Source organism: Burkholderia sp. MR1-5-21, assembly GCF_053427715.1.
Genome location: NZ_JBSAXD010000036.1, coordinates 1 through 25327, shown reverse-complemented (window position 1 = coordinate 25327; position 25327 = coordinate 1). Strand labels below are relative to the sequence as shown.

At 65.8% G+C, this 25327-nt stretch carries 20 protein-coding genes and 1 pseudogene; 7 read left to right on the top strand and 14 right to left on the bottom strand.

Features of this window, described 5'->3' with window-relative positions; all coding sequences use genetic code 11:
- Positions 1-3 precede the first annotated feature (3 nt).
- The 8 genes from iscA to ACV229_RS33930 form a co-directional block, all read right to left on the bottom strand.
- Entirely contained in the window at positions 4-327 is a 324-nt protein-coding gene (gene iscA, locus ACV229_RS33965; protein WP_010091953.1) for an iron-sulfur cluster assembly protein IscA, read from the bottom strand.
- Between the two features lie 63 nt (positions 328-390).
- On the bottom strand, positions 391-798 hold the full coding sequence (gene iscU, locus ACV229_RS33960) for a Fe-S cluster assembly scaffold IscU (RefSeq protein ID WP_448075945.1): 408 nt from the start codon (positions 796-798) through the stop codon (positions 391-393).
- A 56-nt stretch (positions 799-854) separates the two neighbouring features.
- Complete coding sequence (locus ACV229_RS33955) at positions 855-2078, bottom strand: IscS subfamily cysteine desulfurase (protein WP_448087461.1); 1224 nt, start codon at positions 2076-2078, stop codon at positions 855-857.
- Between the two features lie 65 nt (positions 2079-2143).
- Entirely contained in the window at positions 2144-2683 is a 540-nt protein-coding gene (gene iscR, locus ACV229_RS33950) for a Fe-S cluster assembly transcriptional regulator IscR (RefSeq protein ID WP_448087460.1), read from the bottom strand.
- A gap of 120 nt (positions 2684-2803) precedes the next feature.
- Positions 2804-3286: a low molecular weight protein-tyrosine-phosphatase gene (locus ACV229_RS33945; protein ID WP_448087459.1), complete on the bottom strand. Its 483-nt coding sequence runs from the start codon at positions 3284-3286 to the stop codon at positions 2804-2806.
- Between the two features lie 101 nt (positions 3287-3387).
- A complete protein-coding gene (locus ACV229_RS33940; protein ID WP_448087458.1) occupies positions 3388-3615 on the bottom strand; it encodes a hypothetical protein in 228 nt (75 codons plus the stop codon).
- A gap of 135 nt (positions 3616-3750) precedes the next feature.
- Complete coding sequence (locus ACV229_RS33935) at positions 3751-5163, bottom strand: lactate utilization protein B (protein ID WP_448087457.1); 1413 nt, start codon at positions 5161-5163, stop codon at positions 3751-3753.
- A gap of 34 nt (positions 5164-5197) precedes the next feature.
- A complete protein-coding gene (locus tag ACV229_RS33930; protein ID WP_448087456.1) occupies positions 5198-5920 on the bottom strand; it encodes a (Fe-S)-binding protein in 723 nt (240 codons plus the stop codon).
- Between the two features lie 179 nt (positions 5921-6099).
- Here ACV229_RS33930 and ACV229_RS33925 point away from each other — a divergent pair, with 179 nt between their 5' ends.
- A complete protein-coding gene (locus tag ACV229_RS33925) occupies positions 6100-6909 on the top strand; it encodes an IclR family transcriptional regulator (protein ID WP_448087455.1) in 810 nt (269 codons plus the stop codon).
- A gap of 101 nt (positions 6910-7010) precedes the next feature.
- On the opposite strand, the gene pbpG is transcribed toward ACV229_RS33925, so the two are convergent.
- Positions 7011-8147, bottom strand: a complete 1137-nt coding sequence (pbpG, locus tag ACV229_RS33920; RefSeq protein ID WP_448087454.1) for a D-alanyl-D-alanine endopeptidase — start codon at positions 8145-8147, stop codon at positions 7011-7013.
- A 656-nt stretch (positions 8148-8803) separates the two neighbouring features.
- On the opposite strand from pbpG, the gene ACV229_RS33915 reads away from it, so the two are divergent.
- Positions 8804-9367: a phasin family protein gene (locus tag ACV229_RS33915; protein WP_448087453.1), complete on the top strand. Its 564-nt coding sequence runs from the start codon at positions 8804-8806 to the stop codon at positions 9365-9367.
- 286 nt (positions 9368-9653) lie between these two features.
- On the opposite strand, the gene lpdA is transcribed toward ACV229_RS33915, so the two are convergent.
- From lpdA to ACV229_RS33895, 4 genes and pseudogenes are all read right to left on the bottom strand, one after another.
- Positions 9654-11417: a dihydrolipoyl dehydrogenase gene (gene lpdA / locus ACV229_RS33910; RefSeq protein ID WP_448087452.1), complete on the bottom strand. Its 1764-nt coding sequence runs from the start codon at positions 11415-11417 to the stop codon at positions 9654-9656.
- A gap of 270 nt (positions 11418-11687) precedes the next feature.
- Positions 11688-13340 (bottom strand): dihydrolipoyllysine-residue acetyltransferase, encoded by a 1653-nt coding sequence (aceF, locus tag ACV229_RS33905; RefSeq protein WP_448087451.1) that lies wholly within the window; start codon positions 13338-13340, stop codon positions 11688-11690.
- A 70-nt stretch (positions 13341-13410) separates the two neighbouring features.
- Positions 13411-16107, bottom strand: coding sequence for a pyruvate dehydrogenase (acetyl-transferring), homodimeric type (gene aceE / locus ACV229_RS33900; protein WP_448087450.1), 2697 nt, complete (start codon positions 16105-16107; stop codon positions 13411-13413).
- A gap of 136 nt (positions 16108-16243) precedes the next feature.
- A pseudogene (locus tag ACV229_RS33895) lies at positions 16244-16461 on the bottom strand (hypothetical protein); the annotation flags it as partial.
- On the opposite strand from ACV229_RS33895, the gene fixL reads away from it, so the two are divergent.
- The 4 genes from fixL to ACV229_RS33875 all read left to right on the top strand — a co-directional run bounded on the left by fixL (position 16381) and on the right by ACV229_RS33875 (position 23031).
- The gene (fixL, locus tag ACV229_RS33890; RefSeq protein ID WP_448087449.1) at positions 16381-18897 is read left to right on the top strand and encodes an oxygen sensor histidine kinase FixL; all 2517 of its coding nucleotides are present in this window, start codon (positions 16381-16383) and stop codon (positions 18895-18897) included. The pseudogene ACV229_RS33895 and the gene fixL sit on opposite strands and share 81 nt — an antisense overlap.
- Entirely contained in the window at positions 18894-19532 is a 639-nt protein-coding gene (fixJ, locus tag ACV229_RS33885; protein WP_448075931.1) for an oxygen response regulator transcription factor FixJ, read from the top strand. Before fixL ends, fixJ begins: the two co-directional genes overlap by 4 nt.
- Before the next feature lie 264 nt (positions 19533-19796).
- Positions 19797-20654, top strand: coding sequence for a bifunctional methylenetetrahydrofolate dehydrogenase/methenyltetrahydrofolate cyclohydrolase FolD (gene folD / locus ACV229_RS33880; RefSeq protein WP_448087448.1), 858 nt, complete (start codon positions 19797-19799; stop codon positions 20652-20654).
- A gap of 289 nt (positions 20655-20943) precedes the next feature.
- Positions 20944-23031 carry a M3 family metallopeptidase gene (locus ACV229_RS33875; RefSeq protein WP_448087447.1) on the top strand — a complete coding sequence of 696 codons (2088 nt, stop codon included), beginning with the start codon at positions 20944-20946 and terminating at the stop codon, positions 23029-23031.
- Positions 23032-23090: 59 nt separating this feature from the next.
- On the opposite strand, the gene dinB is transcribed toward ACV229_RS33875, so the two are convergent.
- A complete protein-coding gene (dinB, locus tag ACV229_RS33870) occupies positions 23091-24254 on the bottom strand; it encodes a DNA polymerase IV (RefSeq protein ID WP_448087446.1) in 1164 nt (387 codons plus the stop codon).
- Positions 24255-24390: 136 nt separating this feature from the next.
- Between dinB and ACV229_RS33865 the strand changes: the two genes are divergently transcribed.
- Entirely contained in the window at positions 24391-25083 is a 693-nt protein-coding gene (locus ACV229_RS33865) for an aspartate/glutamate racemase family protein (RefSeq protein WP_448087445.1), read from the top strand.
- Positions 25084-25327 lie beyond the last annotated feature (244 nt).

Below are 25327 nucleotides of genomic sequence, written 5' to 3'. Positions count from 1 at the left end.
CCGTCACACGCGGAACGATTCGCCGCAGCCGCACTCGTCCTTCACGTTCGGGTTGTTGAACTTGAACCCTTCGTTCAGGCCTTCACGCGCAAAATCGAGCTCGGTGCCGTCGATATACGCGAGGCTCTTCGGATCGACGACGACCTTCACGCCATGGCTCTCGAACACCTGATCCTCGGGTGCGAGATCATCGACATACTCGAGCTTGTACGCGAGGCCGGAACACCCGGTCGTGCGAACGCCGAGCCGCAGGCCCAGCCCTTTGCCGCGCCGGACCAGGTACTTCTGGACGTGCTGCGCTGCTTTTTCGGTCAGTGTAATTGCCATGATGTCCTTGCCGCGGCGCACCGATCGCGGTGCGTCGCGTTCCAGCTAGTCGCTCGATGCCGCTCAGGCAGCTGCCTGATCGCCTTCCACGCCGTCGTGGCGCTTCTTGTAGTCGGCCACCGCCGCCTTGATTGCGTCTTCCGCGAGGATCGAACAGTGGATCTTCACGGGCGGCAGCGCCAGCTCTTCGGCGATCTGCGTGTTCTTGATCGCGAGCGCCTCGTCGAGCGTCTTGCCCTTCACCCATTCGGTCACGAGCGAGCTCGACGCGATCGCCGAGCCGCAACCGTAGGTCTTGAACTTCGCGTCCTCGATCACGCCGTCCGCACCCACGCGAATCTGCAGCTTCATCACGTCGCCGCAGGCCGGCGCGCCGACCATGCCGGTACCGACCGCGTCGTCGTCCTTCGCGAACGAGCCGACGTTACGCGGGTTTTCGTAGTGATCCAGAACCTTGTTGCTGTAAGACATGACTCAGACTCCTTGACTCGTTACGTCTGCGTGCGCCAATCCGCCCGCGAATGTGTTTAGTGCGCGGCCCATTCGATCGTCGACAGATCGATGCCTTCCTGGTGCATTTCCCAAAGCGGCGACAGTTCGCGCAGCTTCGCGATCTTGCCGTTCAGCAGATTGATCACGTAGTCCACCTCCTGCTCCGTCGTGAAGCGGCCGACCGTGAAGCGGATCGAGCTGTGCGCGAGCTCGTCGTTGCGACCGAGCGCACGCAGCACGTACGACGGCTCCAGCGACGCCGACGTGCACGCGGAGCCCGACGACACCGCGACGTCCTTGATCGCCATGATCAGCGACTCGCCTTCGACGAAGTTGAAGCTGATGTTCAGGTTGTGCGGGATCCGGTGCTCCATGTCGCCGTTCACGTACGTTTCCTCGATCTGCGACAGGCCGCGCAGCAGCTTGTCGCGCAGCATGCGGATCCGCTCGTTCTCGGTCGCCATTTCTTCCCTGGCGATGCGGAATGCTTCGCCCATGCCGACAATCTGGTGCGTCGCCAGCGTGCCCGAGCGCATCCCGCGCTCGTGGCCGCCGCCGTGCATCTGCGCTTCGATGCGCACGCGCGGCTTGCGGCGCACGTACAGCGCACCGATGCCCTTCGGGCCGTACGTCTTGTGCGCGGAGAACGACATCAGGTCGACCTTCAGCTTCGCGAGGTCGATCTCGACCTTGCCGGTCGACTGTGCGGCGTCCACGTGGAAGATGATGCCCTTCTCGCGGCAGATCTCGCCGATCGTCGCGATGTCCTGGATCACGCCGATCTCGTTGTTCACGTGCATCACCGACACGAGGATCGTGTCGGGGCGCAGCGCGGCCTTGAGCACGTCGAGGTCGACCAGACCGTTGTCCTTCACGTCCAGATAGGTGACCTCGAAGCCGTCGCGCTCGAGCTCGCGGCAGGTGTCGAGCACGGCCTTGTGCTCGGTCTTCACCGTGATGATGTGCTTGCCCTTGCCCTGGTAGAAATTGGCAGCGCCCTTGATCGCGAGGTTGTCCGACTCGGTCGCGCCCGACGTCCAGATGATTTCGCGCGGATCGGCGTTCACGAGCGCCGCCACCTGCTCGCGCGCCTCCTCGACCGCACGTTCCGCATCCCAGCCGTACGCATGGCTGCGCGACGCCGGATTGCCGAACTGCTCGCGCAGGTACGGCACCATCTTGTCGACCACGCGCGGGTCGACCGGCGTCGTCGCGCTGTAATCCATGTAGATGGGCAGGTGGAGAGTCTCTTGGGTCATCTGTCGCTCCGGGTATTCTGTGCAGGGACTATGCGTTGTAGGGTGTCGGCGGGCCGCGTCGGCGCTCACGAACTGGCGATGTTGAACACCGAATTCGGACCGAGCGGCATCGTGCGCATCGGCTCGGCCGGCGCGGCGACGGGCTCCGGCGCGCGCCGGTCGCGCAGCACCGCGGGCGCGCCTTCGCGCGTGCGCTGCTGATCGACGAGATCCTGCAGCGACACCGAATCGAGGTATTCGACCATCTTCTGATTGAGGGTTGCCCACAGCTCGTGCGTCATGCAGTGGCCGTCGAGCTGCTTCGAGCCGTCGCACGTGCCCTTGCCGCCGCACTGCGTGGCATCGAGCGGTTCGTCGACCGCGATGATGATGTCGGCAACGGTGACGTCCTGCGCGCGACGCGCGAGGTTGTAGCCGCCGCCCGGGCCGCGCACGGATTCGACGATTTCATGTCTGCGCAGCTTGCCGAACAGCTGTTCGAGGTACGAGAGCGAAATCCGCTGGCGCTGGCTGATGCCTGCAAGCGTCACCGGGCCCTGCTCCTGGCGCAGTGCCAAGTCAATCATCGCCGTGACGGCGAAACGACCTTTCGTGGTGAGTCTCATGGTGTTAGGGGACCGCAATCTTGACGATTTTGGTCAAGTATAAATATTTGACGATTTTAGTCAAGTATCCCTGTCTTTAACAGGGTATTCGCAAAGCAGTTAACAAATCCGCTTCGGAAGTCAGCGAGACACGCGCTCGCGCAGCGTATCCAGAAGGCCGCGGCAGGCATCCTCGCACTGGTCGAGCACGCGCTCGAAGCCCCGTGCGCCGCCGAAATAAGGGTCGGCGACCTCGGTTTCCGGCGCACCCGGCGCGAATTCCATCAGCAGCCGCACCTTGTCGCGGTGCTGCGACGGGCAGCGCCGGCGCAATTCGGCAAGATTGGCCTCGTCCATCGCGAGCAGCAGATCGAAGCGCTCGAAATCCGCGGCACTGACCTGCCGCGCGCGCAGCGCCGACAGGTCGTAGCCGCGGGCGCTTGCCGCCGCCTGCGCCCGCGTGTCGGGCGGCTCGCCGACGTGCCAGTCGCCGGTGCCCGCCGAATCGACGTCGACGTGGTCCGACAGCCCGGCGGCGTGCACCTGATGGCGCATCACCCCTTCCGCCGTGGGAGAACGGCAGATGTTGCCGAGACAGACGAAACAGATCGCTACGCGGGTCATCGCACTACCGGAAAGCCGCGGCGGACCGCGCGTGGAAAGAACGCGCCATTATACAAAGGCACGCGGATTCGCGCCGCCGCGCCACGCGACGGCGAACTGCGTCAAAGCGCCTTCGGCGCGGCCAGCGCAACGTCGCCCGACGCCGCGGGCAGCGACTTCACCGTCTCGCCCACGAGACCGAACGACACGGTGCGCGCCAGCTCGGCCGAAGCCTGATGCGCCTCGAGCGGGCCACGCGACGACGCGCCGCCGACGGCATGCAGATACGCGACAGCCGCGAGCGGCACGACGATCGCCAACGGCCAGTACATCGATATTGTCCTTTTCATGATGCGACCTCCTTGACCTGACGCCCCGAAACCCTCTTCCGGGGACTACAGGCTGGATTCTATAGACCGCACCTATCGAGATAAATACGTAAATAGCGAACGCAGTGTTGCGGCCGGATGAACAGTCGTGTGTGTTCAGCCGAGGTGGCTGCGGGACGCCGCGTACAGCTCGCGGAACGTGCGCCCGGTCGGCACCGGCATGTCGCGCGTATCCATCCAGCCGCCCATCATCGGCAGACGCCGCAGCATGCCGCCGTCGCCGCCCAGCCGTTCGAGGATGCGCACCGCGAGTTTCGTCGTCAGCGCGTACAGCATCGGCCGGCGCGCAACGAAGCCCCACACGGCGAGCCCTGCCCGCTCGCGCCACGGCCGCAGATGCCGCTCGACCTGCTTTTCGCGCAGCGTGCGCAGCAGGTGCGACAGCGGGATGCCGACCGGGCACACGCTGTCGCACTCGCCGCACAGCGTCGCCGCCTGCGGCAGGTCGAGCGCGCGGTCGAGCCCGACGTAGCTCGGCGTCAGCACCGAGCCCATCGGCCCCGGGTAGACCCAGCCGTATGCGTGGCCGCCGACCTTCTGGTACACGGGGCAGTGGTTCATGCAGGCGCCGCACCGGATGCAGCGCAGCATCTCCTGGAATTCGCCGCCGATCAGGCCCGTGCGGCCACCGTCGACGAGCACCACGTAGTTGTGCTCGGGGCCATCCTCGTCGCCCCGCTGGCGGGGGCCCGTCAGCAGCGAGAAATAGTTCGACGTTTTCTGGCCGGTTGCCGAGCGCGGCAGCAGGCGCATCGCGGTCGCGAGATCCTCGAGCGTCGGCAGCACCTTCTCGATGCCCGTCACCGCGACGTGCACGCGCGGCATCACCGTGCACATGCCCTCGTTGCCCTCGTTCGTCACGAGCACGACCGAACCCGTCTCGGCGATCACGAAGTTGCCGCCGGTCACACCCATGTCGGCCGACAGGAATTGCGGACGCAGCATTTCGCGCGCCTCGCGCGTCAGGTCGGGAATCTCCGTCAGCCGCTCGCGGTGGTGGGTGCGCGCAAACAGGTCGGCAATCTCGTCCTTGTCCTTGTGCACGACGGGCGCGATGATGTGGCTCGGCGGCTCGTTGTCGTTGATCTGCAGGATGTATTCGCCGAGGTCCGTCTCGATCGACTGCACGCCCATCTCGCCGAGCACCTCGTTCAGGCGCATTTCCTCGGACACCATCGACTTGGTCTTGATGACCTTCTTCACGTCGTGACGGCGCGCGATGTCGGCGACGAGCCGAGCGGCGTCGGCGGTCGTCTGTGCGTACAGCACCGTCGTGCCGCGCCGCGCCGCCTCGCGCTCGAACGCCTCGAGCCAGACGTCGAGATTCTCGAGCGCACGGTTGCGGCGCGCCTTCAGCGCCGCGCGCGTCGCCGGGAAGTCGATCTGCGTGATCGCGTCGGCGCGTGCCGACACGAACTTCGTCGACAGTTTCTTCAGGTTCTGCTGCAGGCGCTGGTCGGCGAGCTTCTGGCCGGCGCGCGCCTTGAAATGCATCGATTGGACTTGCATCGCGGTATCGGGGGAAAGTGAGCGGAACCGGGCGTCAGACGTCGCCCGCCAGCACCTGCGCGACGTGCAGCACGCGCGTATCGCGGTCGCCCGTGCGACGCAACCGCCCTTCGATGTTCAGCATGCAGCCGAGATCGCCGAGCACGACGGCGCCGGCACCCGACGCACGCACGTTCGCGCACTTCTCGTCGGCGATCGCCGTCGAAATATCGCCGTACTTCACCGCGAACGTGCCGCCGAAGCCGCAGCAGTGCTCGCAATCCTTCATCTCGGTGACCGCGACGCCACGCTGCGCGAGCAGCGCGCGCGGCTGGGCCTTCACCCCCAGCTCGCGCAGCCCCGAGCACGCGTCGTGGTACGTGACCGGGCCCGCGAATTCGCCCGGCTCGAGCGTCACCTTCGCGACATTCACGAGGAAGTCAGTCAATTCGTAGACCTTTTGCTGGAACCGTGCGAAACGCCCCATCAGTTCGGGGTCGTCGCGAAACAGGTCGCCGTAATGCGTGCGGATCATCCCGCCGCACGAACCCGACGGCGCGACCACATAGTCGAACTGCTCGAACTCGCGCAGCGTCTTCTCGGCGAGGTCCCGCGCGAGCGCGCGGTCGCCCGAGTTGTAGGCCGGCTGGCCGCAGCAGGTCTGCGCCGGCGGCACGATCACCTCGAAGCCGGCGCCCTGGATCAGCTTGAGCGCGGAAAAACCGATCTCGGGACGCATCAGATCGACCAGACAGGTCACGAACAAACCGACTCGCATATGCGCTCCTTCGAGAAAACGGCTCTCATTATCCGCCGTTTGCCCGGCAAGACCAACGCCGCCGCACGATGCGACCCGCCCGCAGCGGAAACGAGGACTTCCTCGAACGCCGTTCGCTTTTTTCACGATACGAGATACAATCGGCGCAACAGCGTTTGACGCATCAACCGATTCCCGACATGACCAACCCGACCCCGGATTCCAAAACGTCGATCCAGGTGATCGAACGCATGATGCGGTTGCTCGACGCCCTCGCCGAGCACACCGACCCTGTCAGCCTGAAGGAGCTCGCGCAGCGTACCGAGTTGCACCCGTCGACCGCGCATCGCATCCTCAACGACATGGTGACCTGCCGTCTCGTCGACCGCTCCGATCCGGGCACGTACCGGCTGGGCATGCGGCTGCTCGAGCTCGGCAACCTGGTGAAGGCGCGCCTGTCGGTACGCGACGCGGCGCTGATGCCGATGCGCGAGTTGCACCGCCTCACCGGCCAGACGGTGAACCTGTCGGTGCGCCAGGGCGACGAGATCGTCTATATCGAGCGCGCGTATTCGGAGCGTTCCGGGATGCAGGTCGTGCGCGCGATCGGCGGCCGTGCGCCGCTGCACCTGACGTCGGTCGGCAAGCTGTTCCTCGCGGCCGACGAAACGTCGCGGGTGCGCGCGTACGCGACGCGCACCGGGCTTGCGGGCCACACGCAGAACAGCATCACCGACATCGCGAAGCTCGAGCGCGAGCTGACGATCGTCCGGCAACAATCGTGCGCGCGCGACAACGAGGAACTCGAACTGGGCGTGCGCTGCATTGCGGCAGGCATCTACGACGACTCGGGCAAGCTCGTCGCGGGCCTGTCGCTGTCGGCACCGGCCGATCGGCTGCAGGACGCGTGGCTCGGCCAGCTGAGCCGCACCGCACTGACCATTTCGGAATCGCTCGGCTACCGGCCCGAGAACGGGAAGAGCGTGGAAGGCCTGCAACGGCAGGCCTGAGCGGCCGCCGCACGATCCGCCGAACAAAAAAAGCCCCGCAATCGAGCGGGGCTTTTTGCTGGCTTCGGTGCAGCGGCGCCGACACGCCGCCGGAAGCACGATCAGGTACCGCCGTTCGGCGCGTTGGATGCCGTCAGGCGCTCGGCGCCGCCGGCGTCGAGCCAGTTGCGCAGCCGCGCCGCATCGGCGAAGCGCGAATACTTGCCGTACGAGTCCAGCAGCACGATCACCATCGGACGGCCATGGATCGTCGCCTGCATCACGAGGCACTCGCCCGCTTCGTTGATGAAGCCGGTCTTCTGCAGGCCGATGTCCCACGAGCCATTGCCGCGGATCAGCGCGTTCGTGCTGTTGTAGGCCAGGTTCCGCTTGCCCGTGTTCACCTCGTAGCTGCGGTCGGTCGAGAACTTGCGGATCAGCGGGTACTGGTACGCCGCGTCGACCATCTTCACGAGATCGCGCGCGCTCGATACGTTCTGGCTCGACAGCCCGGTCGAGTTCTCGAAGTGCGTGTCGGTCATGCCGAGCGCCTTCGCCTTCGCGTTCATCGCCGCGATGAACGCCGGACGGCCACCCGGGTAGTAGCGCGACAGCGCCGCCGCCGCGCGGTTCTCGGACGCCATCAGCGCGATGTGAAGCATGTCGTCGCGCGACAGCACCGAGCCGACCGACAGGCGCGAACCCGTGCCCTTCTCGTAGTCGCGGTCTTCGTCGGTGACTTCGATCTGGTCGGTCAGCGGCAGCTTCGAGTCGAGCACGACCATCGACGTCATCAGCTTCGTAATCGACGCGATCGGCACGACTGCGTGCGAATTCTTGTCGAACAGCGGCTCGCTGGTGTTCTGGTCGACGACATACGCGACGCTCGAGCGCAGCGCGAGCGCATCCGGCGTGTCGTGCAGGCCGAACGCCTGGCCAACCGACGGCTGGCGCGGCTGGAACGCAACGCGGCGCACGGCGCCGTGGTGGCCGTGCATGTTCGCGGCGAGCGTCATGCGCTTGCGCGTCGCCTTCGCACCCGGTGCGTCGGCGGTGGCGGACGCCGATTTCACCGACTTCTTCGCGGACGAAGCAGTCGCTTTCTTCTTGGCGGCTTGGTGGGTCTTCGCAGTTGCAGCAAAGGCATCAGCGGGCGCAACGGTGGCAGTGGCCGCCAGCAAGGCGACGGCGACCGACACCGCTGTGCCGAGCGTTATGCTCTGCAACATTCTGCGCGGTGAAAACGAATCGGCTTTCATTGGGGTCTGGACAAAGCGGCGGGAGTTTCCGCAAGTGTAGTTAAGGCTGAAAAAATAAGCAATATTAGGCACTTACCGATCGTCTTTAAACCGGATTGTAAGTGTCGTCGAAAACGCAATCGATCGACACCCCCGCTCCCATCGAAAAAAATCATGACGGGTGCACAGCCTCACAGTGCTCGCCTCCCGATTACCTCTCGGTTAATTGAGATAACGTCACTTTGAGGGCGTTTTAAAGCGGGGAAACTACGTACCCGGCGCTCGGCAGGCCAAGCGGCGCGTGTCCTGGGCCGCGGCGAGGCACGTCGCCGCAGCGCGCATCGAAACGGCGCGCTTTTCGACAAGAACAAGAGGACAACGTTCCACCCCCCTGTCAGGTTTACCAGCGCGTGATCCTGGTGCGCCGCGCGTGCCCGCCGAGTGTGCGCACCATGTGGGAGACGGCGCGTGAAACCGTTTCCGAAACCGACAGATAACTCGTTGTTTTGTCGATAAATTGTCAGCATTGTGCGATGCACAAAAAATGCTTGACATCGGCTTCTTCTGCCCTAAAATAGCTTCCATTGCTGCGTTGCACAAAGCACGCGCAACCGAGGTTCCCCAGTGTAGTGCCCATTATCCTTGCGATCATCGCGATCGTTTTTCAGGAGCTTGACATGTCCTTGCTGACCCCCGAGCAAATCGCCGCCGCACAGAAAGCCAACCTCGAAAGCCTGTTCGGTCTGACGACCAAGGCATTCGAAGGCGTCGAAAAGCTGATCGAACTCAACCTGCAAGTCGTGAAGTCGTCGCTCGCGGAATCGCAAGAAAACGCGCAGCGCCTGCTGTCGGTGAAGGACGCGCAGGAACTGATCGCGCTGCAGGCGAGCCTCACGCAGCCGGTCGCGGAAAAGGCGCTGGCATACGGCCGTCACGTGTATGAAATCGCGTCGGCTACGCAAGCCGAGTTCGCGAAGGTTGCCGAAGCGCAATTCGAAGAGCAGAACAAGAAGGTCCAGGCCCTCGTCGACAACGTCGCGAAGAACGCCCCGGCCGGTTCGGAAACGGCTGTTGCCGCGCTGAAGTCGGCGCTGAACGCCGCGAACACGACGTACGAAACGGTGCAGAAGGCTGCGAAGCAAGCGGTCGAGATCGCCGAGACGAACTTCAACGCCGCCGCCGCCGTCGCGACGAAGGCTGCCAGCGCAGCGGCTTCGCGCCGTGCGAACAAGCCGGCGTAAGCCTGCGTAAAAGCGTTTCACGCGTTCCGGAAAAGCCGCGCCCAGCGCGGCTTTTCTTTTTCCGGGGCAGGGTCGATGCGACCACCGGAGCTCGCCGGTCCAATCGGCCCGGCTGATCCGGCCCTCTCGTAGTCGCCCCGGAACCGGCCGCCCCGCCGACGCCACCTGAATGGCGCCTGGCGCGTGCAGTCCGTATCAACGCAACAAAAAAACGGCGCCTCCCCATTCCGGGGAAGCGCCGTTTTTGCATGGCCGGCGCACAGCGCCGGCGGCATGGCTGCGCGTATTACTTCTTGCGCTGCGGCGGCAGGTCCGTGCAGACGCCTTCATACAGCTCGGCTGCCATCCCGACCGATTCACCGAGCGTCGGGTGCGGATGGATCGTCTTGCCGATGTCTTCCGCGTCCGCGCCCATCTCGACGGCCAGGCACACTTCGCTGATCAGGTCGCCCGCGTTCAGGCCGACGATGCCGCCGCCGATCACGCGATGGGTTTCCTCGTCGAAGATCAGCTTCGTGAAGCCCTCGTCACGGCCGTTCGCGATCGCGCGGCCCGAGGCGGCCCACGGGAACACCGCCTTGCCGTACTTGATGCCTTCGGCCTTGCACTGCTCTTCGGTCTTGCCGGCCCACGCGACTTCAGGATCGGTGTAGGCCACCGACGGGATCTGCAGCGCGTCGAAGCAGGCCTTTTCGCCGTGCGCCGCTTCGGCCGCGACGTGGCCTTCGTGCACGGCCTTGTGCGCGAGCATCGGCTGCCCGACGATATCGCCGATCGCGAAGATGTGCGGGACGTTCGTGCGCATCTGCTTGTCGACGTCGATGAAGCCGCGGTCCGTCACCGCCACGCCTGCCTTGTCCGCGCCGATCTTCTTGCCGTTCGGGCTGCGGCCGACCGCGACCAGCACGAGGTCGTAGCGCTGCGGCTCCGCCGGCGCCTTCTCGCCCTCGAACGTCACGTAGATGCCGTCTTCCTGCGCTTGCGCACCGACCGTCTTGGTCTTCAGCATCACGTTGCCGAAGCGCTTCGCGTTGTACTTTTCCCAGACCTTGACGAGGTCGCGGTCCGCGCCGTTCATCAGCACGTCGAGCATTTCGACGACGTCGATCTCGGCGCCGAGCGTCGCGTAGACCGTCGCCATTTCGAGGCCGATGATGCCGCCGCCGATCACGAGCATGCGCTTCGGCTGCTGGCGCAGTTCCAGCGCGCCGGTCGAATCGACGATGCGCGGGTCATCCGGCAGGAACGGCAGCTTCACCGATTGCGAGCCCGCCGCGATGATCGCCTGCTTGAACCTGACGACCTTCTTGCCGCCTTCGCCCTGCACTTCCATGTGATACGGATCGACGAACGTGCCGACGCCCGTCACGACTTCGACCTTGCGCGCCTTCGCCATGCCGGCGAGACCCGTCGTCAGCTTCTTGACGACGCCGGACTTGAAGTCGCGCAGCTTGTCGAGGTTGACTTCGGGCTTGCCGAACGTGATGCCGTGCGCGGCGAGCGCTTCCGCTTCTTCGACGACGAGCGCGGTGTGCAGCAGCGCCTTCGACGGAATGCAACCAACGTTCAGGCACACGCCGCCGAGCGTCGGGTAGCGCTCGACGAGCACCGTCTTCATGCCGAGATCGGCTGCGCGGAACGCGGCCGAGTACCCGCCGGGGCCGGCGCCGAGCACGAGCATGTCGCACTCGATGTCAGCGGAGCCGCCATAGCTGCCTGCTTGCGGCGCCGGAGCCGGTGCGGCTGCGGGCGCGGCGGCCGGTGCTGCGGGCTTGGCCGGTTCGGCGGCCTTTGCGGGTGCGGCTGCGCCCGCCGCTGCTTCGACGAGCGCGATCACCGTGCCTTGCGACACCTTGTCGCCGGCCTTGACCTTGATTTCCTTGACCGTGCCGGCGACGTCGCTCGGCACTTCCATGGATGCCTTGTCCGACTCGAGCGTGATGAGCGTCTGCTCTTTTTCGATCACGTCGCCCGGCTGGACATTGACTTCGATGACATCGACGCCGCTGAAATCGCCGATATCCGGAACCTTGACTTCGATGAGACTCATTACTGTCCCCTTCTTGATTAGCTGCAGACAGAGGAGGAAGCCTTCGCGGGAGAACTACGGCCTGACTGGAGAACGGGGGCTTGGGCAGGACCACCTTTGCCGTCCGCCCAAGGACGCGCCTTTCTTTTGGTTACTTTTCTTTGGAAGACAAAGAAAAGTGACCGCCGCCCCGCGCAGGGGCGACGCTAGCAGACCGTTAAGAAAGCAAGTTCAACGATGAAGCGTGGATAACCGACAAAAAACCCACGCCCCCGCGAGACTCCCCGCTCATCAAAGAATCACTCGACGGAAGTCGCCGAGGATCGCGCCCAGATACGCATTGAACCGCGCGGCTTCCGCGCCATCGATCACGCGATGGTCATACGACAGCGACAGCGGCAGCGTAAGGCGCGGCACGAACTGCTTGCCGTCCCACACCGGCTTCATCTGGCCGCGCGACAGGCCGAGGATCGCGACTTCCGGCGCATTGATGATCGGCGTGAAGTTCGTGCCGCCGATCCCGCCGAGCGACGAGATCGAGAAGCAGCCGCCCTGCATCTGGTCCGGCTTCAGCTTGCCGTCGCGCGCGGCCTTCGACAGATCGCTCATTTCCTTCGCGATGTCGACGAGCCCCTTCTTGTCCGCATCGCGGATCACCGGTACGACGAGGCCGTTCGGCGTGTCGGCGGCAAAACCGATGTGGTAGTACTGCTTGAACACGAGGTTGTCGCCGTCGAGGCTCGCGTTGAAGGTCGGGAACTTCTTCAGCGCCGACACGACCGCCTTGATCACGAACGCAAGCATCGTGAACTTCACGCCTGCCTTTTCGTGCTCCTTGTTCAGATGCACGCGCAGCGCCTCGAGATCGGTGATGTCCGCTTCGTCGTTGTTCGTGACGTGCGGGATCATCACCCAGTTGCGATGCAGGTTCGCGCCCGAGATCTTCTTGATCCGCGACAGCGGCTTCGCCTCGAACGGGCCGAACTTCGCGAAGTCGACCTTCGGCCACGGCAGCAGGTTCAGCTCGCCGCCGCCTGCCGGCGCGGCTGCTGCGGCCGGTGCCGCACGCTGGCCCGTCATCACGCCCTTCACGAAGTTCGTGACGTCTTCCTTCGTGATGCGGCCCTTCGGACCGCTGCCGGCGACGCGCGCGACGTCGACGCCGAGTTCGCGCGCGAACTTGCGCACGGACGGCGATGCGTGGCTCGCGCGGTATTCGCCAGCCGGCGCGGCGGCCGGTGCGGGTGCGCTTGCGACGGCCGGAGCCGGCGCAGCCTGCGGCGCGGGCGCCGCGGCGGCCGGGGCCGGAGCGGCTGCGGGCGCCGGTGCGCTTGCCTGCGGCGCGGCGGCGGCAGATGCACCGGCGGCCTCGAGCAGCACGATCAGCGTCCCTTCGGACACTGCGTCACCGACCTTCACCAAGATGCCCTTCACGACGCCGGCGGCCGGGCTCGGCACGTCCATCGTCGCCTTGTCCGACTCGAGCGTGACGAGCGACTGTTCCTTCTCGACCGCGTCGCCGACCTTCACGCCGATCTCGATCACCGGCACGTCCTTGTAGTCGCCGATGTCCGGCACCTTCACTTCGAGCGTGCCGCCTGCCGCTGCCGGTGCTGCCGCCGGCGCCGCTGCGGGCGCTGCAGCCGCCGGTGCGGCGACTGGCGCTGCGGCCGGCGCGGCCGCGCCGTTCGGCTGCGCCACGGCGCCGCCTTCGAGCAGGATGATCAGCGAGCCTTCCGACACCGAATCGCCGACCTTCACCTTCACTTCCTTGACCGTGCCCGCCGACGGGCTCGGCACGTCCATCGTCGCCTTGTCCGATTCGAGCGTCACGAGCGACTGCTCGGGCTCGACCGTGTCGCCCGCCTTCACGAGCACTTCGATGACGGGCACGTCCTTGTAATCGCCGATATCCGGCACCTTCACTTCGATCGCTTGACTCATCTTTTTGTGTCTCCAGAGCCGCGCGCGCCCCTCCCGGAAGCGGCGCGCGGCGTCATACGGCGCGTGTGCGTTAAACCGTCATCGGGTTGGGCTTGGACGGATCGAGGTTGTACTTCGCGATCGCATCGGCGACGACCTTGCGGTCGATCGTGCCTTCGTCCGCGAGCGCGTTGAGCGCCGCGACCGTGACCCAGTAGCGGTCCACCTCGAAGAAGTGACGCAGATTCGCGCGGGTGTCCGAGCGGCCGTAGCCGTCGGTGCCCAGCACGACGAAGCGGCGATCGATCTGGCCGCGGATCTGGTCGACCAGCGCGCGCACGTAGTCGGTCGATGCGACGATCGGACCCTGCGTGTCCTTCAGGCACTTCTGCACGTGCGACAGACGGCGCTCTTCGGTCGGATGGAGCAGGTTCCAGCGTTCGACTTCATGGCCTTCGCGCGCGAGCTCGGTGAAGCTCGGCACGCTCCACAGATCGGCCGCGACGCCCCACTCGTTCTTCAGCATGTCGGCGGCGGCGATCACTTCGTTGAAGATCGTGCCCGCGCCGAGCAGCTGCACGCGCGGCGCCTTCTTGTCGGCGTCGGCCTTGCTGAACGCGTACATGCCCTTGATGATGTCGGCCGCCACGTGCTCGCCCTGCGGGATCGCCGGGTGCTCGTAGTTCTCGTTCATCACCGTGATGTAGTAGTACACGTCTTCCTGGTCCTGCACCATGCGGCGCAGGCCGTCCTGGATGATCACCGCGAGTTCGTAGCCGAAGGTCGGGTCGTAGCTCACGCAGTTCGGCACCGACGCCGCCCACAGGAGCGAGTGGCCGTCCTCGTGCTGCAGGCCTTCGCCGTTCAGCGTCGTGCGGCCCGCGGTGCCGCCCAGCAGGAAGCCGCGCGAGCGCATGTCGCCCGCCGCCCATGCGAGGTCGCCGATCCGCTGGAAGCCGAACATCGAGTAGAAGATGTAGAACGGCACCATGATCTCGCCGTGCGTCGAGTACGACGTCGCCGCCGCGATCCAGTCGCACATGCCGCCCGCTTCGTTGATGCCTTCCTGCAGGATCTGGCCGGTTTCCGATTCCTTGTAGAACATCAGCTGGTCGGAATCTTCCGGCACGTACTTCTGGCCTTCCTGGTTCCAGATGCCGATCTGGCGGAACAGGCCTTCCATGCCGAACGTGCGCGACTCGTCCGGGACGATCGGCACGACGCGCTTGCCGAGCGCCTTGTCCTTCAGCAGGATGTTCAGGATCCGCACGAACGCCATCGTCGTCGAGATCTCGCGGCCTTCGCCCGTGCCCTTCAGCAGCGGCTCGAACGCGTCGAGCGCCGGCACCGGCAGCGACGTCGCCTTCTCGCGGCGCTGTGGCAGGTAGCCGCCGAGGTCCATGCGCTGCTTGCGCATGTATTCGAGTTCCTTCGAGCCTTCTTCGAACGTCAGATACGGCACGTCGGCGATCTGCTCGTCCGTGATCGGCAGGCGGAACTGGTCGCGGAACTTCTTCAGTTGCTCGACCGGCAGCTTCTTCTGCTGGTGCGTGATGTTCATCGCCTGGCCCGACTCGCCCATCCCGTAGCCCTTGATGGTCTTCGCGAGGATGACGGTCGGTGCGCCCTTCGTGTTGCTGGCCTCGTGGAACGCCGCGTAGATCTTGTGCGGATCGTGGCCGCCGCGGTTCAGCGCCCAGATGTCGTCGTCGGACCAGTCCGCGACGAGCGCCTTCAGTTCCGGCGTGTTGAAGAAGTGCTCACGCACGAACGCGCCCGATTCCGACTTGTACGTCTGGTACTCGCCGTCGACGACTTCCATCATGCGGCGCATCAGCGCGCCCGACTTGTCGCGCGCGAACAGCGCATCCCAGCGGCTGCCCCAGATCACCTTGATCACGTTCCAGCCGGCGCCGCGGAATTCCGATTCGAGTTCCTGGATGATCTTGCCGTTGCCGCGCACCGGGCCGTCGAGACGCTGCAGGTTGCAGTTGATCACGAACACGAGGTTGTCGAGCTTCTCGCGGCTCGCCATGCCGATCGCGCCGAGCGATTCCGGCTCGTCCGTCTCGCCGTCGCCGAGGAACGCCCAGACCTTGCGGCCCTGCGTCTTCGCGATGCCGCGCGCTTCGATGTACTTCATGAAGCGGGCCTGGTAGATCGCCATGATCGGGCCAAGGCCCATCGACACGGTCGGGAACTGCCAGAAGTCCGGCATCAGCCACGGGTGCGGGTACGACGAGATGCCGTTGCCGCCGACTTCCTGGCGGAAGTTGTCGAGCTGGTTTTCCGTCAGGCGGCCGAGCAGGAACGCGCGCGAATATACGCCCGGCGACGAGTGGCCCTGCACGAACACGAGGTCGCCGCCGTGGTTCTCGGACGGCGCGTGCCAGAAGTGGTTGTAGCCGACGTCGTAGAGCGTCGCGGCCGATGCGAACGACGCGATGTGGCCGCCGACGTTGGTGTCCTTGCCGGCGCGCAGCACCATCGCGAGCGCGTTCCAGCGCGTATACGAACGAATCTTGTGCTCGATTTCCTGGTCGCCCGGGATCTTCGCCTGGGCTTCGACCGGAATCGTGTTGATGTACGGGGTGTTCGCGGAGAACGGCAGATGCTCGCCGCGCGTGCGTGCGAATTCGATCTGCTTTTCGATCAGGTAGTGCGCGCGGCCGGTGCCGACGGAGGAGATCACGCCGTCGAGCGCCTCGAGCCATTCAACGGTTTCCTGCGGATCGTCGTCACGCTCGGCGGCGACATACTTCATCACTTCGTTAGGTACAGCGGACATTCTCGTCTCCTGGTCCGGAAATGTGAGGATCGCTCTTCATGCAGACGACGCGGCGCGACCGGCTGCGGGCAAGCTCCAGCGGATTGTAATGATCGCGCACCACCACGCGCAACAAAATTTTCGAATTATGAGATCTTTTCTCGTAATGCGGAATATTGCTGCGCCGCACCCTTGCTTCGGGGCGCTCAGGCGCGTGATCGCGCGGTAAATCCGTTTCCGTTCAACATATCCGGTATAGGTTTTCCATCAATTGCGCTGCGCTACAATCCTGCCATGTTGACCGATCGGCTTTTCGCACGCTCGGCGCGACCGTCGGGCCCGCCGGCGGAGTCGCAGCCGTCCCGTTGGCACCACGGACCGTGGTGGTCCAATTCCTATTTGCTGACACCGCTGCTGTCGATCCTCGTCTTCCTCGTGGTGATGAGCCTCATTCTCTGGAGCCTCAACCGCCGCGAGCAGCAGCAGCAGGAAGACACGCTGTTCCGCAACGTCGCGTGGGCGCAGCAGCAGATCCGCCTGTCGATGACGGGCGCGCAGGAGCAGCTGCAGGCCCTCTCCCGTGACCTGGCGTCCGGCCGCCTCGACCAGAATGCGTTCCAGATGGCGGTCGCGGACGTGATGCAGACGCATCCCGAGATCCTCTACCTGAACTGGTACACGGCCCCCGGCACGCAGCGCTGGCCGACCGTGCATCCGCCGCTGCTCGGCCAGCGGCTCGCGAAGCCGAACGACGCGCAGATGCAGGACGCGGTGCGCGGCGCATACGACGACGCGCGCAACTCGCGCCGCCAGGCCTACTCGCCGCTGATCTACGACGACTTCGGCAACGGCTACATCACGCTGCAGACGCCCGTGATGCGCGGCGACCGCGAATACCTCGGCTCGATCGCCGCCGTGTTCTCGGTCGAGGGCATCCTGAAGCACGACATCCCGGCCGAGCTGTCGTCGAAATACAAGATCTCGATCACCGACGCGAACAACCGCGAATTGTCGTCGACGTCGTCGCGCCCGCGCCTGCCGCGCGACTCACACTACGACCTGCCGCTCGACCCGCCCGGCCAAGGCCTGACCGTACGCGTCTACGCGTTCCCGCAGCTCACCAACCTGACCAACAATACGCTCGTCTGGCTCGTCGCGGGGCTGTCCTGCTTCGTGCTGTGGAGCCTCTGGAGCCTGTGGAAGCACACGCGCCAGCGCTTCGAGGCGCAGCAGGCGCTGTACGCGGAGGCGTTCTTCCGCCGCGCGATGGAGAACTCGGTGCTGATCGGCATGCGCGTGCTCGACATGCACGGCCGCATCACGCACGTGAACCCCGCGTTCTGCCGGATGACCGGCTGGGACGAGAGCGACCTCGTCGGCAAGGTCGCACCGTTCCCGTACTGGCCGCGCGACGCGTACCCGGAAATGCAGCGGCAGCTCGACATGACGCTGCGCGGCAAGGCGCCGAGCTCGGGCTTCGAGCTGCGCGTGCGGCGCAAGAACGGCACACTGTTCCATGCGCGCCTGTACGTGTCGCCGCTGATCGACAGCTCGGGCCGCCAGACCGGCTGGATGTCGTCGATGACCGACATCACCGAGCCAAAGCGCGCGCGCGAGGAGCTCGCCGCCGCGCACGAACGCTTCACGACGGTCCTCGAGAGCCTCGACGCCGCGGTGTCGGTGCTCGCGGCGGACGAAGCCGAGCTGCTGTTCGCGAACCGCTACTACCGCCACCTGTTCGGGATTCGCCCGGACGGCCACCTCGAACTGTCGGGCGGCGGGTTCGACCGCGCGCAGGCGTCGTCCGACTCGATCGACATGGTCGACACGTTCGCGGGCCTGCCCGCCGCCGCGCTGACGAGCAGCACCGCGGACGCGCAGGAAGTCTATGTCGAGAGCATCCAGAAGTGGTTCGAGGTGCGCCGCCAGTACATCCAGTGGGTCGACGGCCACCTCGCGCAGATGCAGATCGCGACCGACATCACGACCCGCAAGAAGGCGCAGGAGCTCGCGCACCAGCAGGAAGAGAAGCTGCAGTTCACGAGCCGATTGATGACGATGGGCGAAATGGCGTCGTCGATTGCACACGAATTGAACCAGCCGCTCGCGGCGATCAACAACTACTGCTCGGGCACGCTCGCGCTCGTGAAGAGCGGCCGCGCGACCAACGAGACGCTCGCGCCGGCGCTCGAGAAGACCGCGCAGCAAGCGCTGCGCGCGGGGATGATCGTCAAGCGGATCCGCGAATTCGTGAAGCGCAGCGAGCCGAAGCGCCAGCCGGCGCGCGTCGCGGACATCGTCGCCGACGCGGTCGGGCTCGCCGAAATCGAGGCCAGGAAGCGCAGGATCCGGATCGTCACGGAAATCCTCGCAAGAATGCCTATTATTTATGTCGACCCCGTGCTCATCGAGCAGGTGCTCGTGAACCTGATGAAGAACGCCGCCGAAGCAATGGCGGACGTGAAGCCGGCGTCGGCCGACGGCGTGATCCGCGTCGTCGCCGATATCGAGGCGGGTTTCGTCGACATCCGCGTGATCGATCAGGGCCCGGGCGTCGACGAAGCGACCGCCGAGCGCCTGTTCGAGCCGTTCTACAGCACCAAGTCCGACGGCATGGGCATGGGGCTGAACATCTGCCGCTCGATCATCGAATCGCATCGCGGGCGTCTGTGGGTGGTGAACAACGTCGAGCCGGATGGCCGCATCTCCGGCGCGACGTTCCACTGCAGCCTGCCCATTGGGGAACCCGCTGATCTCGGCCAAGGGGGGTCCGAGGTATCGGCATCACATACCGTTACGGGAGAACTATGAATAGCCCTGTCACCACCACTCAGGAAACCGTCTTCGTCGTCGACGACGACGAGGCCGTACGGGACTCGCTGCGTTGGCTGCTGGAGGCGAACGGCTATCGCGTGCAGTGCTTCTCGAGCGCCGAGCAGTTCCTCGATGCGTATCAGCCAGGTCAGCAGGCCGGCCAGATCGCGTGCCTGATCCTAGACGTGCGGATGTCCGGGATGAGCGGCCTCGAACTGCAGGAGCGCCTGATCGCCGACAACGCCGCGCTGCCGATCATCTTCGTTACCGGTCACGGCGACGTGCCGATGGCCGTGTCGACGATGAAAAAGGGTGCGATGGACTTTATCGAGAAGCCGTTCGACGAGGCGGAGCTGCGCAAGCTCGTCGAGCGGATGCTCGACAAGGCCCGAAGCGAAAGCAAGAGCGTCCAGGAACAGCGTGCGGCGAGCGAGCGCCTGTCGAAGCTGACCGCCCGCGAGCAGCAGGTGCTCGAGCGGATCATCGCGGGCCGCCTGAACAAGCAGATCGCCGACGATCTCGGCATCAGCATCAAGACGGTCGAAGCGCACCGCGCGAACATCATGGAAAAGCTCAACGTCAACACGGTGGCCGACCTGCTGCGCCTCGCGCTGTCGAAGAAGCAGGCGTAACTTCCTGCGCGGCCCGGCGCCTGCCGGGTCCGCGCCACGCCCCGCCCCGCGCGATGTGGCCCGAGCGCGCGGCGGCGGCGCTTTCAAGCCGCCGGCGCGGCGGCGGTTCGTTCCGGCGCCGGCGCCCCTGCGTGTCGACGATGACGCATCCCGCGCAATCGCTGTCGGACGATGGCAGGCGGACGGTATAATTCCGTGCTTTGCTGCGGCGCAACCCGATGCGCCGCACGCCCGCATTCCAACTTCCCTGCAGAACCCACCACCATGACAGCCCTCCTCATCGACGGCAACGCCCTTTCGAAGACCTTGCGCGCCCAGGCCGCCGAACGCGCCGCCGCACTGACCGCACGCGGCCACCAGCCCGGCCTCGCGGTGATCCTCGTCGGCGACAATCCGGCCAGCGAAGTCTATGTGCGCAACAAGATCAAGGCGTGCGAGGACAACGGCTTCTTCTCGGTGAAGGATCGCTACCCGGCGTCGCTGTCCGAGGCGGACCTACTCGCGCGCATCGACGAGCTGAACCGCGACCCGAAGATCCATGGGATCCTCGTCCAGCTGCCGCTGCCGAAGCACATCGACAGCCACAAGGTGATCGAGGCGATCGCGCCGGAGAAGGACGTCGACGGCTTCCACGTCGCGAACGCAGGCGCGCTGATGACCGGCAAGCCGCTGTTCCGCCCGTGCACGCCGTACGGCGTGATGAAGATGTTCGAGGCGCACGACATCCCGCTGCAAGGCGCGAACGCGGTCGTGATCGGCCGCTCGAACATCGTCGGCAAGCCGATGGCGATGCTGCTGCTCGAAGCGGGCGCGACCGTGACCGTCTGCCACAGCAAGACGCGCGACCTCGCCGCGCACACGCGGCAGGCCGACGTCGTCGTCGCCGCGGTCGGCAAGCGCAACATCCTGACCGCCGACATGGTGAAGCCGGGCGCGACCGTGATCGACGTCGGCATGAACCGCGACGACGCCGGCAAGCTGTGCGGCGACGTCGATTTCGCCGGCGTGAAGGAAGTCGCCGGCCACATCACGCCGGTGCCGGGCGGCGTCGGCCCGATGACCATCACGATGCTGCTGATCAACACGATCGAAGCCGCCGAGCGCGCCGCAGCGGCCACCTGACCCTCGTCCGGCCTGCCGGCGCGTGTCAGCGCGCCGGCGCTTCCGCCGTACTTCCGCCGTACTTCCGCCGTACTTCCGCCGTACTTCCGCCGTACTTCCGCCGCACTTCCGCCGTACTTCCGCCGCACTTCCGCCGAGCGTCCGCCGGCTCGATGTGACCCCGTCCCAATCGCACCGTTAGAAACTAACGATTGGAAAGCGTGCGATGCGCCCCAATAATGTCGGTATCGGGCGCCACGGCGCCCTACCCTCATCACCCCGGTTCATCCGGCAACAGACAGGGAGTCTTATGTCCGCAAGCGCCAATACCAATCCGCTCCTCGATTTCTCCGGCCTGCCCCGTTTCGGCGAGATCCGCCCGGAACACGTGACGCCCGCGCTCGACACGCTGCTCGACGACGCCAATCGCGCGGTCGACGCCGCCAGCGCGCCCGCGACGCCCGCAACCTGGGCGGATATCGTCGAGACGGTCGAACGCGCGACGGAGCCGCTTGGTCGCGCGTGGGGCATCGTCGGCCACCTGAACGCGGTCGCCGACACGCCGGAACTGCGCGCCGCATACGGCGAGAACCTGCCGCGTGTCACCGAATTCTGGTCGAGCGTCGGGCAGAACCTCGCGCTGTACGACAAATACAAGGCAATCGCCGCGAGCGCCGAATACGCGACGCTGTCCGCCGAGCGCCGCAAGATCCTCGACAACGCGCTGCGCGACTTCCGCCTGTCGGGCGCCGAGCTGCCCGAAGACCAGAAGCCGCGCTTCGCCGAGCTGCAGGAGCAGCAGGCCGCGCTGTCGAAGTCGTTCTCCGACCACGTGCTCGACGCGACCAACGCGTACGCATACTTCGCGCAGGACGAAGCCGAGCTCGCCGGGCTGCCCGGCGACGCAACCGAGGCCGCCCGCGAAGCCGCGCAGAAGGACGGCAAGGACGGCTGGAAATTCACGCTGCACTTCCCGTCGTATTTCCCCGTGCTGCAATACGCGGACAACCGCGCGATGCGCGAGACGCTCTATCGCGCGTACTCGACCCGCGCGTCCGAACTCGGCCCGCAATACGGCGGCGGCAATGCGGATTGGGACAACACGGCGATCGTCGCCGACGAGCTGAAGCTGCGCCGCGAAGAAGCGCAGATGCTCGGCTACCGCAACTTCGCCGAAGTGTCGCTCGCGCCGAAGATGGCCGAGTCGCCGCAGCAGGTCATCGCGTTCCTCGAGGATCTCGCGACGCGCGCGCGTCCGCATGCGGACACGGACTGGGACGAGCTGCGCGCCTTCGCCGCGAAGGAACTCGGCCTGACCGAGCTCGCGCCGTGGGACGTCGCGTTTGCGGCGGAGAAGCTGCGCCAGCAGCGCTACGCGTTCTCGGAAAACGAGGTCAAGCAGTATTTCCCGGAACCGGCCGTGCTGAAGGGCCTGTTCACCGTCACCGAAACGCTGTTCGGCGTCCACATCAAGCCGGACGACGCTGCCGTGTGGCACAAGGACGTACGTTTCTTCCGCGTCGAGAACCGTGACGGCTCGCTCGTCGCGCAGTTCTATCTCGACCTGTACGCGCGCGAAGGCAAGCGCGGCGGTGCATGGATGGACGACGCGCGCTCGCGTGCGAAGCGCGGCGGCGCCGTGCAGACGCCGGTCGCGTACCTGACCTGCAACTTCTCCGCGCCGGTCGGCGGCAAGCCCGCGTGCTTCACGCACGACGAGGTGATCACGCTGTTCCACGAATTCGGTCACGGCCTGCACCACATGCTCACGCGCGTCGACGAGCTCGGCGTGTCGGGCATCAACGGCGTCGAATGGGATGCGGTCGAGCTGCCGTCGCAGTTCATGGAGAACTTCTGCTGGGAATGGGACGTGCTGTCGTCGATGTCGTCGCATGTCGACACGGGTGCGACGCTGCCGCGCGCGCTGTTCGACAAGATGATCGCCGCGAAGAACTTCCAGAGCGGGCTCGGCACGCTGCGGCAGATCGTGTTCTCGATGTTCGACATGCTGCTGCACGTCGATTTCGATCCGGCAGGCGCGGTCGGCGTGACCGCGTTCGCACGCGAGATCAACGAGCGCTATCACGTGATCCCGCAGGCGCCGTTCTCGCGCTGGCCGAACACGTTCAGCCACATCTTTGCAGGCGGCTACGCGGCCGGCTACTACAGCTACAAGTGGGCGGAAGTGCTGTCGGCCGACGCGTACGCGGCCTTCGAGGAAGCCGCCGAGGCCGGCGGCAGCGTGCTCGATGCCGAGACCGGCACGCGCTATCGCCGCGAGATCCTCGAAGTCGGCGGCAGCCGCCCGGCGATGGATTCGTTCAAGGCGTTCCGCGGCCGCGAACCGCAGATCGACGCGCTGCTGCGCCACAACGGGATGGAAGCGCCCGCGCACTGAGCGCCCTGCCCGTTATTCCGGTAACGATGACGACGGCACCGCATGCGCGGTGCCGTTTTTCATCGCGCCGGCGGCTCGGGTTCGAACAGTGCGATCTGTCCGTGGCGTTCGGGCGTGTCTTCGTCGATGCGCACGCCGACGCCGAGCAATCGCACGGGTTGCGCGCGCCGCATCAAGCCCTTCGCGAGCAGCGCAACGGCCGTTTCCGCATTCGTCGCATCGGCGACGCATTCGACCGTCGTACGCTGGAAATCGGCGAAGCGGATCTTCACGTACAGCTTGCGGATCGACCGCGCGGCGTCCGCGCGCGCGATCCGCGCATCGAGCTGGACGACGAGACGGCGAATCTCGGCCGCGCATTGATCGAGCGTGGTCAGGTCGGTCACGTAGGTCGTCTCGACGCTGACCGACTTGCGCTCCTGGTCGGCCTGCACGGGCCGCTCGTCGATGCCGCGCGACAGCTCGTACATGCGTCGCCCGAACGCACCGAATTCGCGATGCAGATCGATCAGCGACCATTCGCGCAACTGCGCGCAAGTCTGGATGCCGAGCCGGTCGAGACGCGCGGCCGTCACCTTTCCGACGCCGTGCAGCTTGCGCACCGGCAGCGCCGCGACGAACGCGTCCACTTCGTGCGGACGCACGACGAACAGGCCGTCGGGCTTGTTCCAGTCGGACGCGATCTTCGCGATGAACTTGTTCGGCGCGACGCCTGCCGACACCGTCACGGCGACCGTTTCGAACACCCGCTGGCGAATCTCGCGGGCGATCAGCGTCGCACTGCCCTGGCACCGCTCGGAGCGGCTGACGTCGAGATACGCCTCGTCGAGCGACAGCGGCTCGACGTCGGCCGTGTAGTCGCGATAGATCGCCATGATCTGGCGCGACGCCGCACGGTATTTGTCCATCGCCGACGGCAGGATCAGCAGCTCGGGGCACTTGCGCATCGCGAGCGCCGACGACATCGCCGAATGCACGCCGTAGCGCCGCGCCTCGTAGTTGCAGGTCGCAATCACGCCGCGCTGGTCGGGGCGGCCGCCGACCGCGAGCGGACGCCCGCGCAACGACGGGTCGTCGCGCATCTCCACCGACGCGTAGAAGCAGTCGCAATCGCAGTGAATGATCTTGCGCACGCGCGGCGGCGCGTCGCTCGCTGGCGGCACGCTCGAATCGGCAGGCGGAATGACGGTTGGGCTCACGGTGCCGATACTGTACAAAAACACAGTGCCCGTTTCAACTGCCGCGTGCCGTCAGACACGGCGGCGCCGTACCGGCCCGCTTCGCGCGGACCGTACCGCCGCGGGTGCGCGCGGCCCCCTATACTCGTTCCCCGCAAGACACGAAACGCAAGGGTGACGGATGAAAACGATCGGACTGATCGGCGGGATGAGCTGGGAATCGTCGGCCGAATACTACCGGCTGCTGAACCGCTATTCGAAGGCGCGGCACGGCGGACATCACAACGCGAAGAGCGTGATGGTGACCGTCGACTTCGCGGAAATCGAAGCGCTGCAGCGTGCGCACGACTGGCCGGCGCTCGGCGCGCACATGGCCGCCGCCGCGCGCCAGCTCGAAGCAGCCGGTGCGGATCTCGTCGTCCTCACGACCAACACGATGCATCGCGTGCACGACGCGATCGAGGCGGCGGTCGCGCTGCCGTTCCTGCACATTGCCGATCCGACCGGCGACGCGTTGCGCGCCGCGGGCGTCACGCGCGTCGGCCTGCTCGGCACGCGCTATACGATGGAGCTGCCGTTCTATGCGGACCGGCTGCGCGAGAAGTTCGGACTCGACGTGCTCGTGCCGGATGAGCGCGAGCGCGATGACGTGCATCGGATCATCTACGACGAGCTGTGTCACGGTGTCGTCGAACCGGCGTCGCGTGCGACGTATGTGCGGATCATCGAAGCGCTCGCGAAACGAGGCGCGCAGGGCGTGATTCTCGGCTGCACGGAAATCACGCTGCTGATCGGGCCGGAGGATTCGCCGTTGCCGGTGTTCGATACGACTGCGCTGCATGCGCAGACGGCGGTTGAGTGGGCGGCGGACTGACTCGCACGAGATGCATCACCGCGATGTGCGCGCGCCGACTGTTTGCACGCGCGTTCCTGAATCGCAGGATGTAGCGCATCGACAGCACTTGATCGCGATCGCCACAAGAGGAACATCGACGCGAGCATGCAGCGGCACGGCACGGCACGGCACGGCACGGCACGTTCGCGCGAATCGCACACGCAGAATCGGGATAGGGGCGGTCAGACGGTCTGACCGATCCCCTCCCACACCACCCGGCATA

Coding starts and splice junctions, on each gene's coding strand:
- ACV229_RS33875 (WP_448087447.1), top strand. CDS start 20,944: ATGTCCGCAAGCGCCAATACCAATCCGCTCCTCGATTTCTCCGGCCTG.
- folD (WP_448087448.1), top strand. CDS start 19,797: ATGACAGCCCTCCTCATCGACGGCAACGCCCTTTCGAAGACCTTGCGC.
- iscA (WP_010091953.1), bottom strand. CDS start 327: ATGGCAATTACACTGACCGAAAAAGCAGCGCAGCACGTCCAGAAGTAC.
- fixJ (WP_448075931.1), top strand. CDS start 18,894: ATGAATAGCCCTGTCACCACCACTCAGGAAACCGTCTTCGTCGTCGAC.
- ACV229_RS33945 (WP_448087459.1), bottom strand. CDS start 3,286: ATGACCCGCGTAGCGATCTGTTTCGTCTGTCTCGGCAACATCTGCCGT.
- fixL (WP_448087449.1), top strand. CDS start 16,381: ATGTTGACCGATCGGCTTTTCGCACGCTCGGCGCGACCGTCGGGCCCG.
- aceF (WP_448087451.1), bottom strand. CDS start 13,340: ATGAGTCAAGCGATCGAAGTGAAGGTGCCGGATATCGGCGATTACAAG.
- ACV229_RS33930 (WP_448087456.1), bottom strand. CDS start 5,920: ATGCGAGTCGGTTTGTTCGTGACCTGTCTGGTCGATCTGATGCGTCCC.
- lpdA (WP_448087452.1), bottom strand. CDS start 11,417: ATGAGTCTCATCGAAGTCAAGGTTCCGGATATCGGCGATTTCAGCGGC.
- iscU (WP_448075945.1), bottom strand. CDS start 798: ATGTCTTACAGCAACAAGGTTCTGGATCACTACGAAAACCCGCGTAAC.
- ACV229_RS33955 (WP_448087461.1), bottom strand. CDS start 2,078: ATGACCCAAGAGACTCTCCACCTGCCCATCTACATGGATTACAGCGCG.
- ACV229_RS33865 (WP_448087445.1), top strand. CDS start 24,391: ATGAAAACGATCGGACTGATCGGCGGGATGAGCTGGGAATCGTCGGCC.
- ACV229_RS33940 (WP_448087458.1), bottom strand. CDS start 3,615: ATGAAAAGGACAATATCGATGTACTGGCCGTTGGCGATCGTCGTGCCG.
- ACV229_RS33925 (WP_448087455.1), top strand. CDS start 6,100: ATGACCAACCCGACCCCGGATTCCAAAACGTCGATCCAGGTGATCGAA.
- aceE (WP_448087450.1), bottom strand. CDS start 16,107: ATGTCCGCTGTACCTAACGAAGTGATGAAGTATGTCGCCGCCGAGCGT.
- ACV229_RS33935 (WP_448087457.1), bottom strand. CDS start 5,163: ATGCAAGTCCAATCGATGCATTTCAAGGCGCGCGCCGGCCAGAAGCTC.
- iscR (WP_448087460.1), bottom strand. CDS start 2,683: ATGAGACTCACCACGAAAGGTCGTTTCGCCGTCACGGCGATGATTGAC.
- ACV229_RS33915 (WP_448087453.1), top strand. CDS start 8,804: ATGTCCTTGCTGACCCCCGAGCAAATCGCCGCCGCACAGAAAGCCAAC.
- pbpG (WP_448087454.1), bottom strand. CDS start 8,147: ATGAAAGCCGATTCGTTTTCACCGCGCAGAATGTTGCAGAGCATAACG.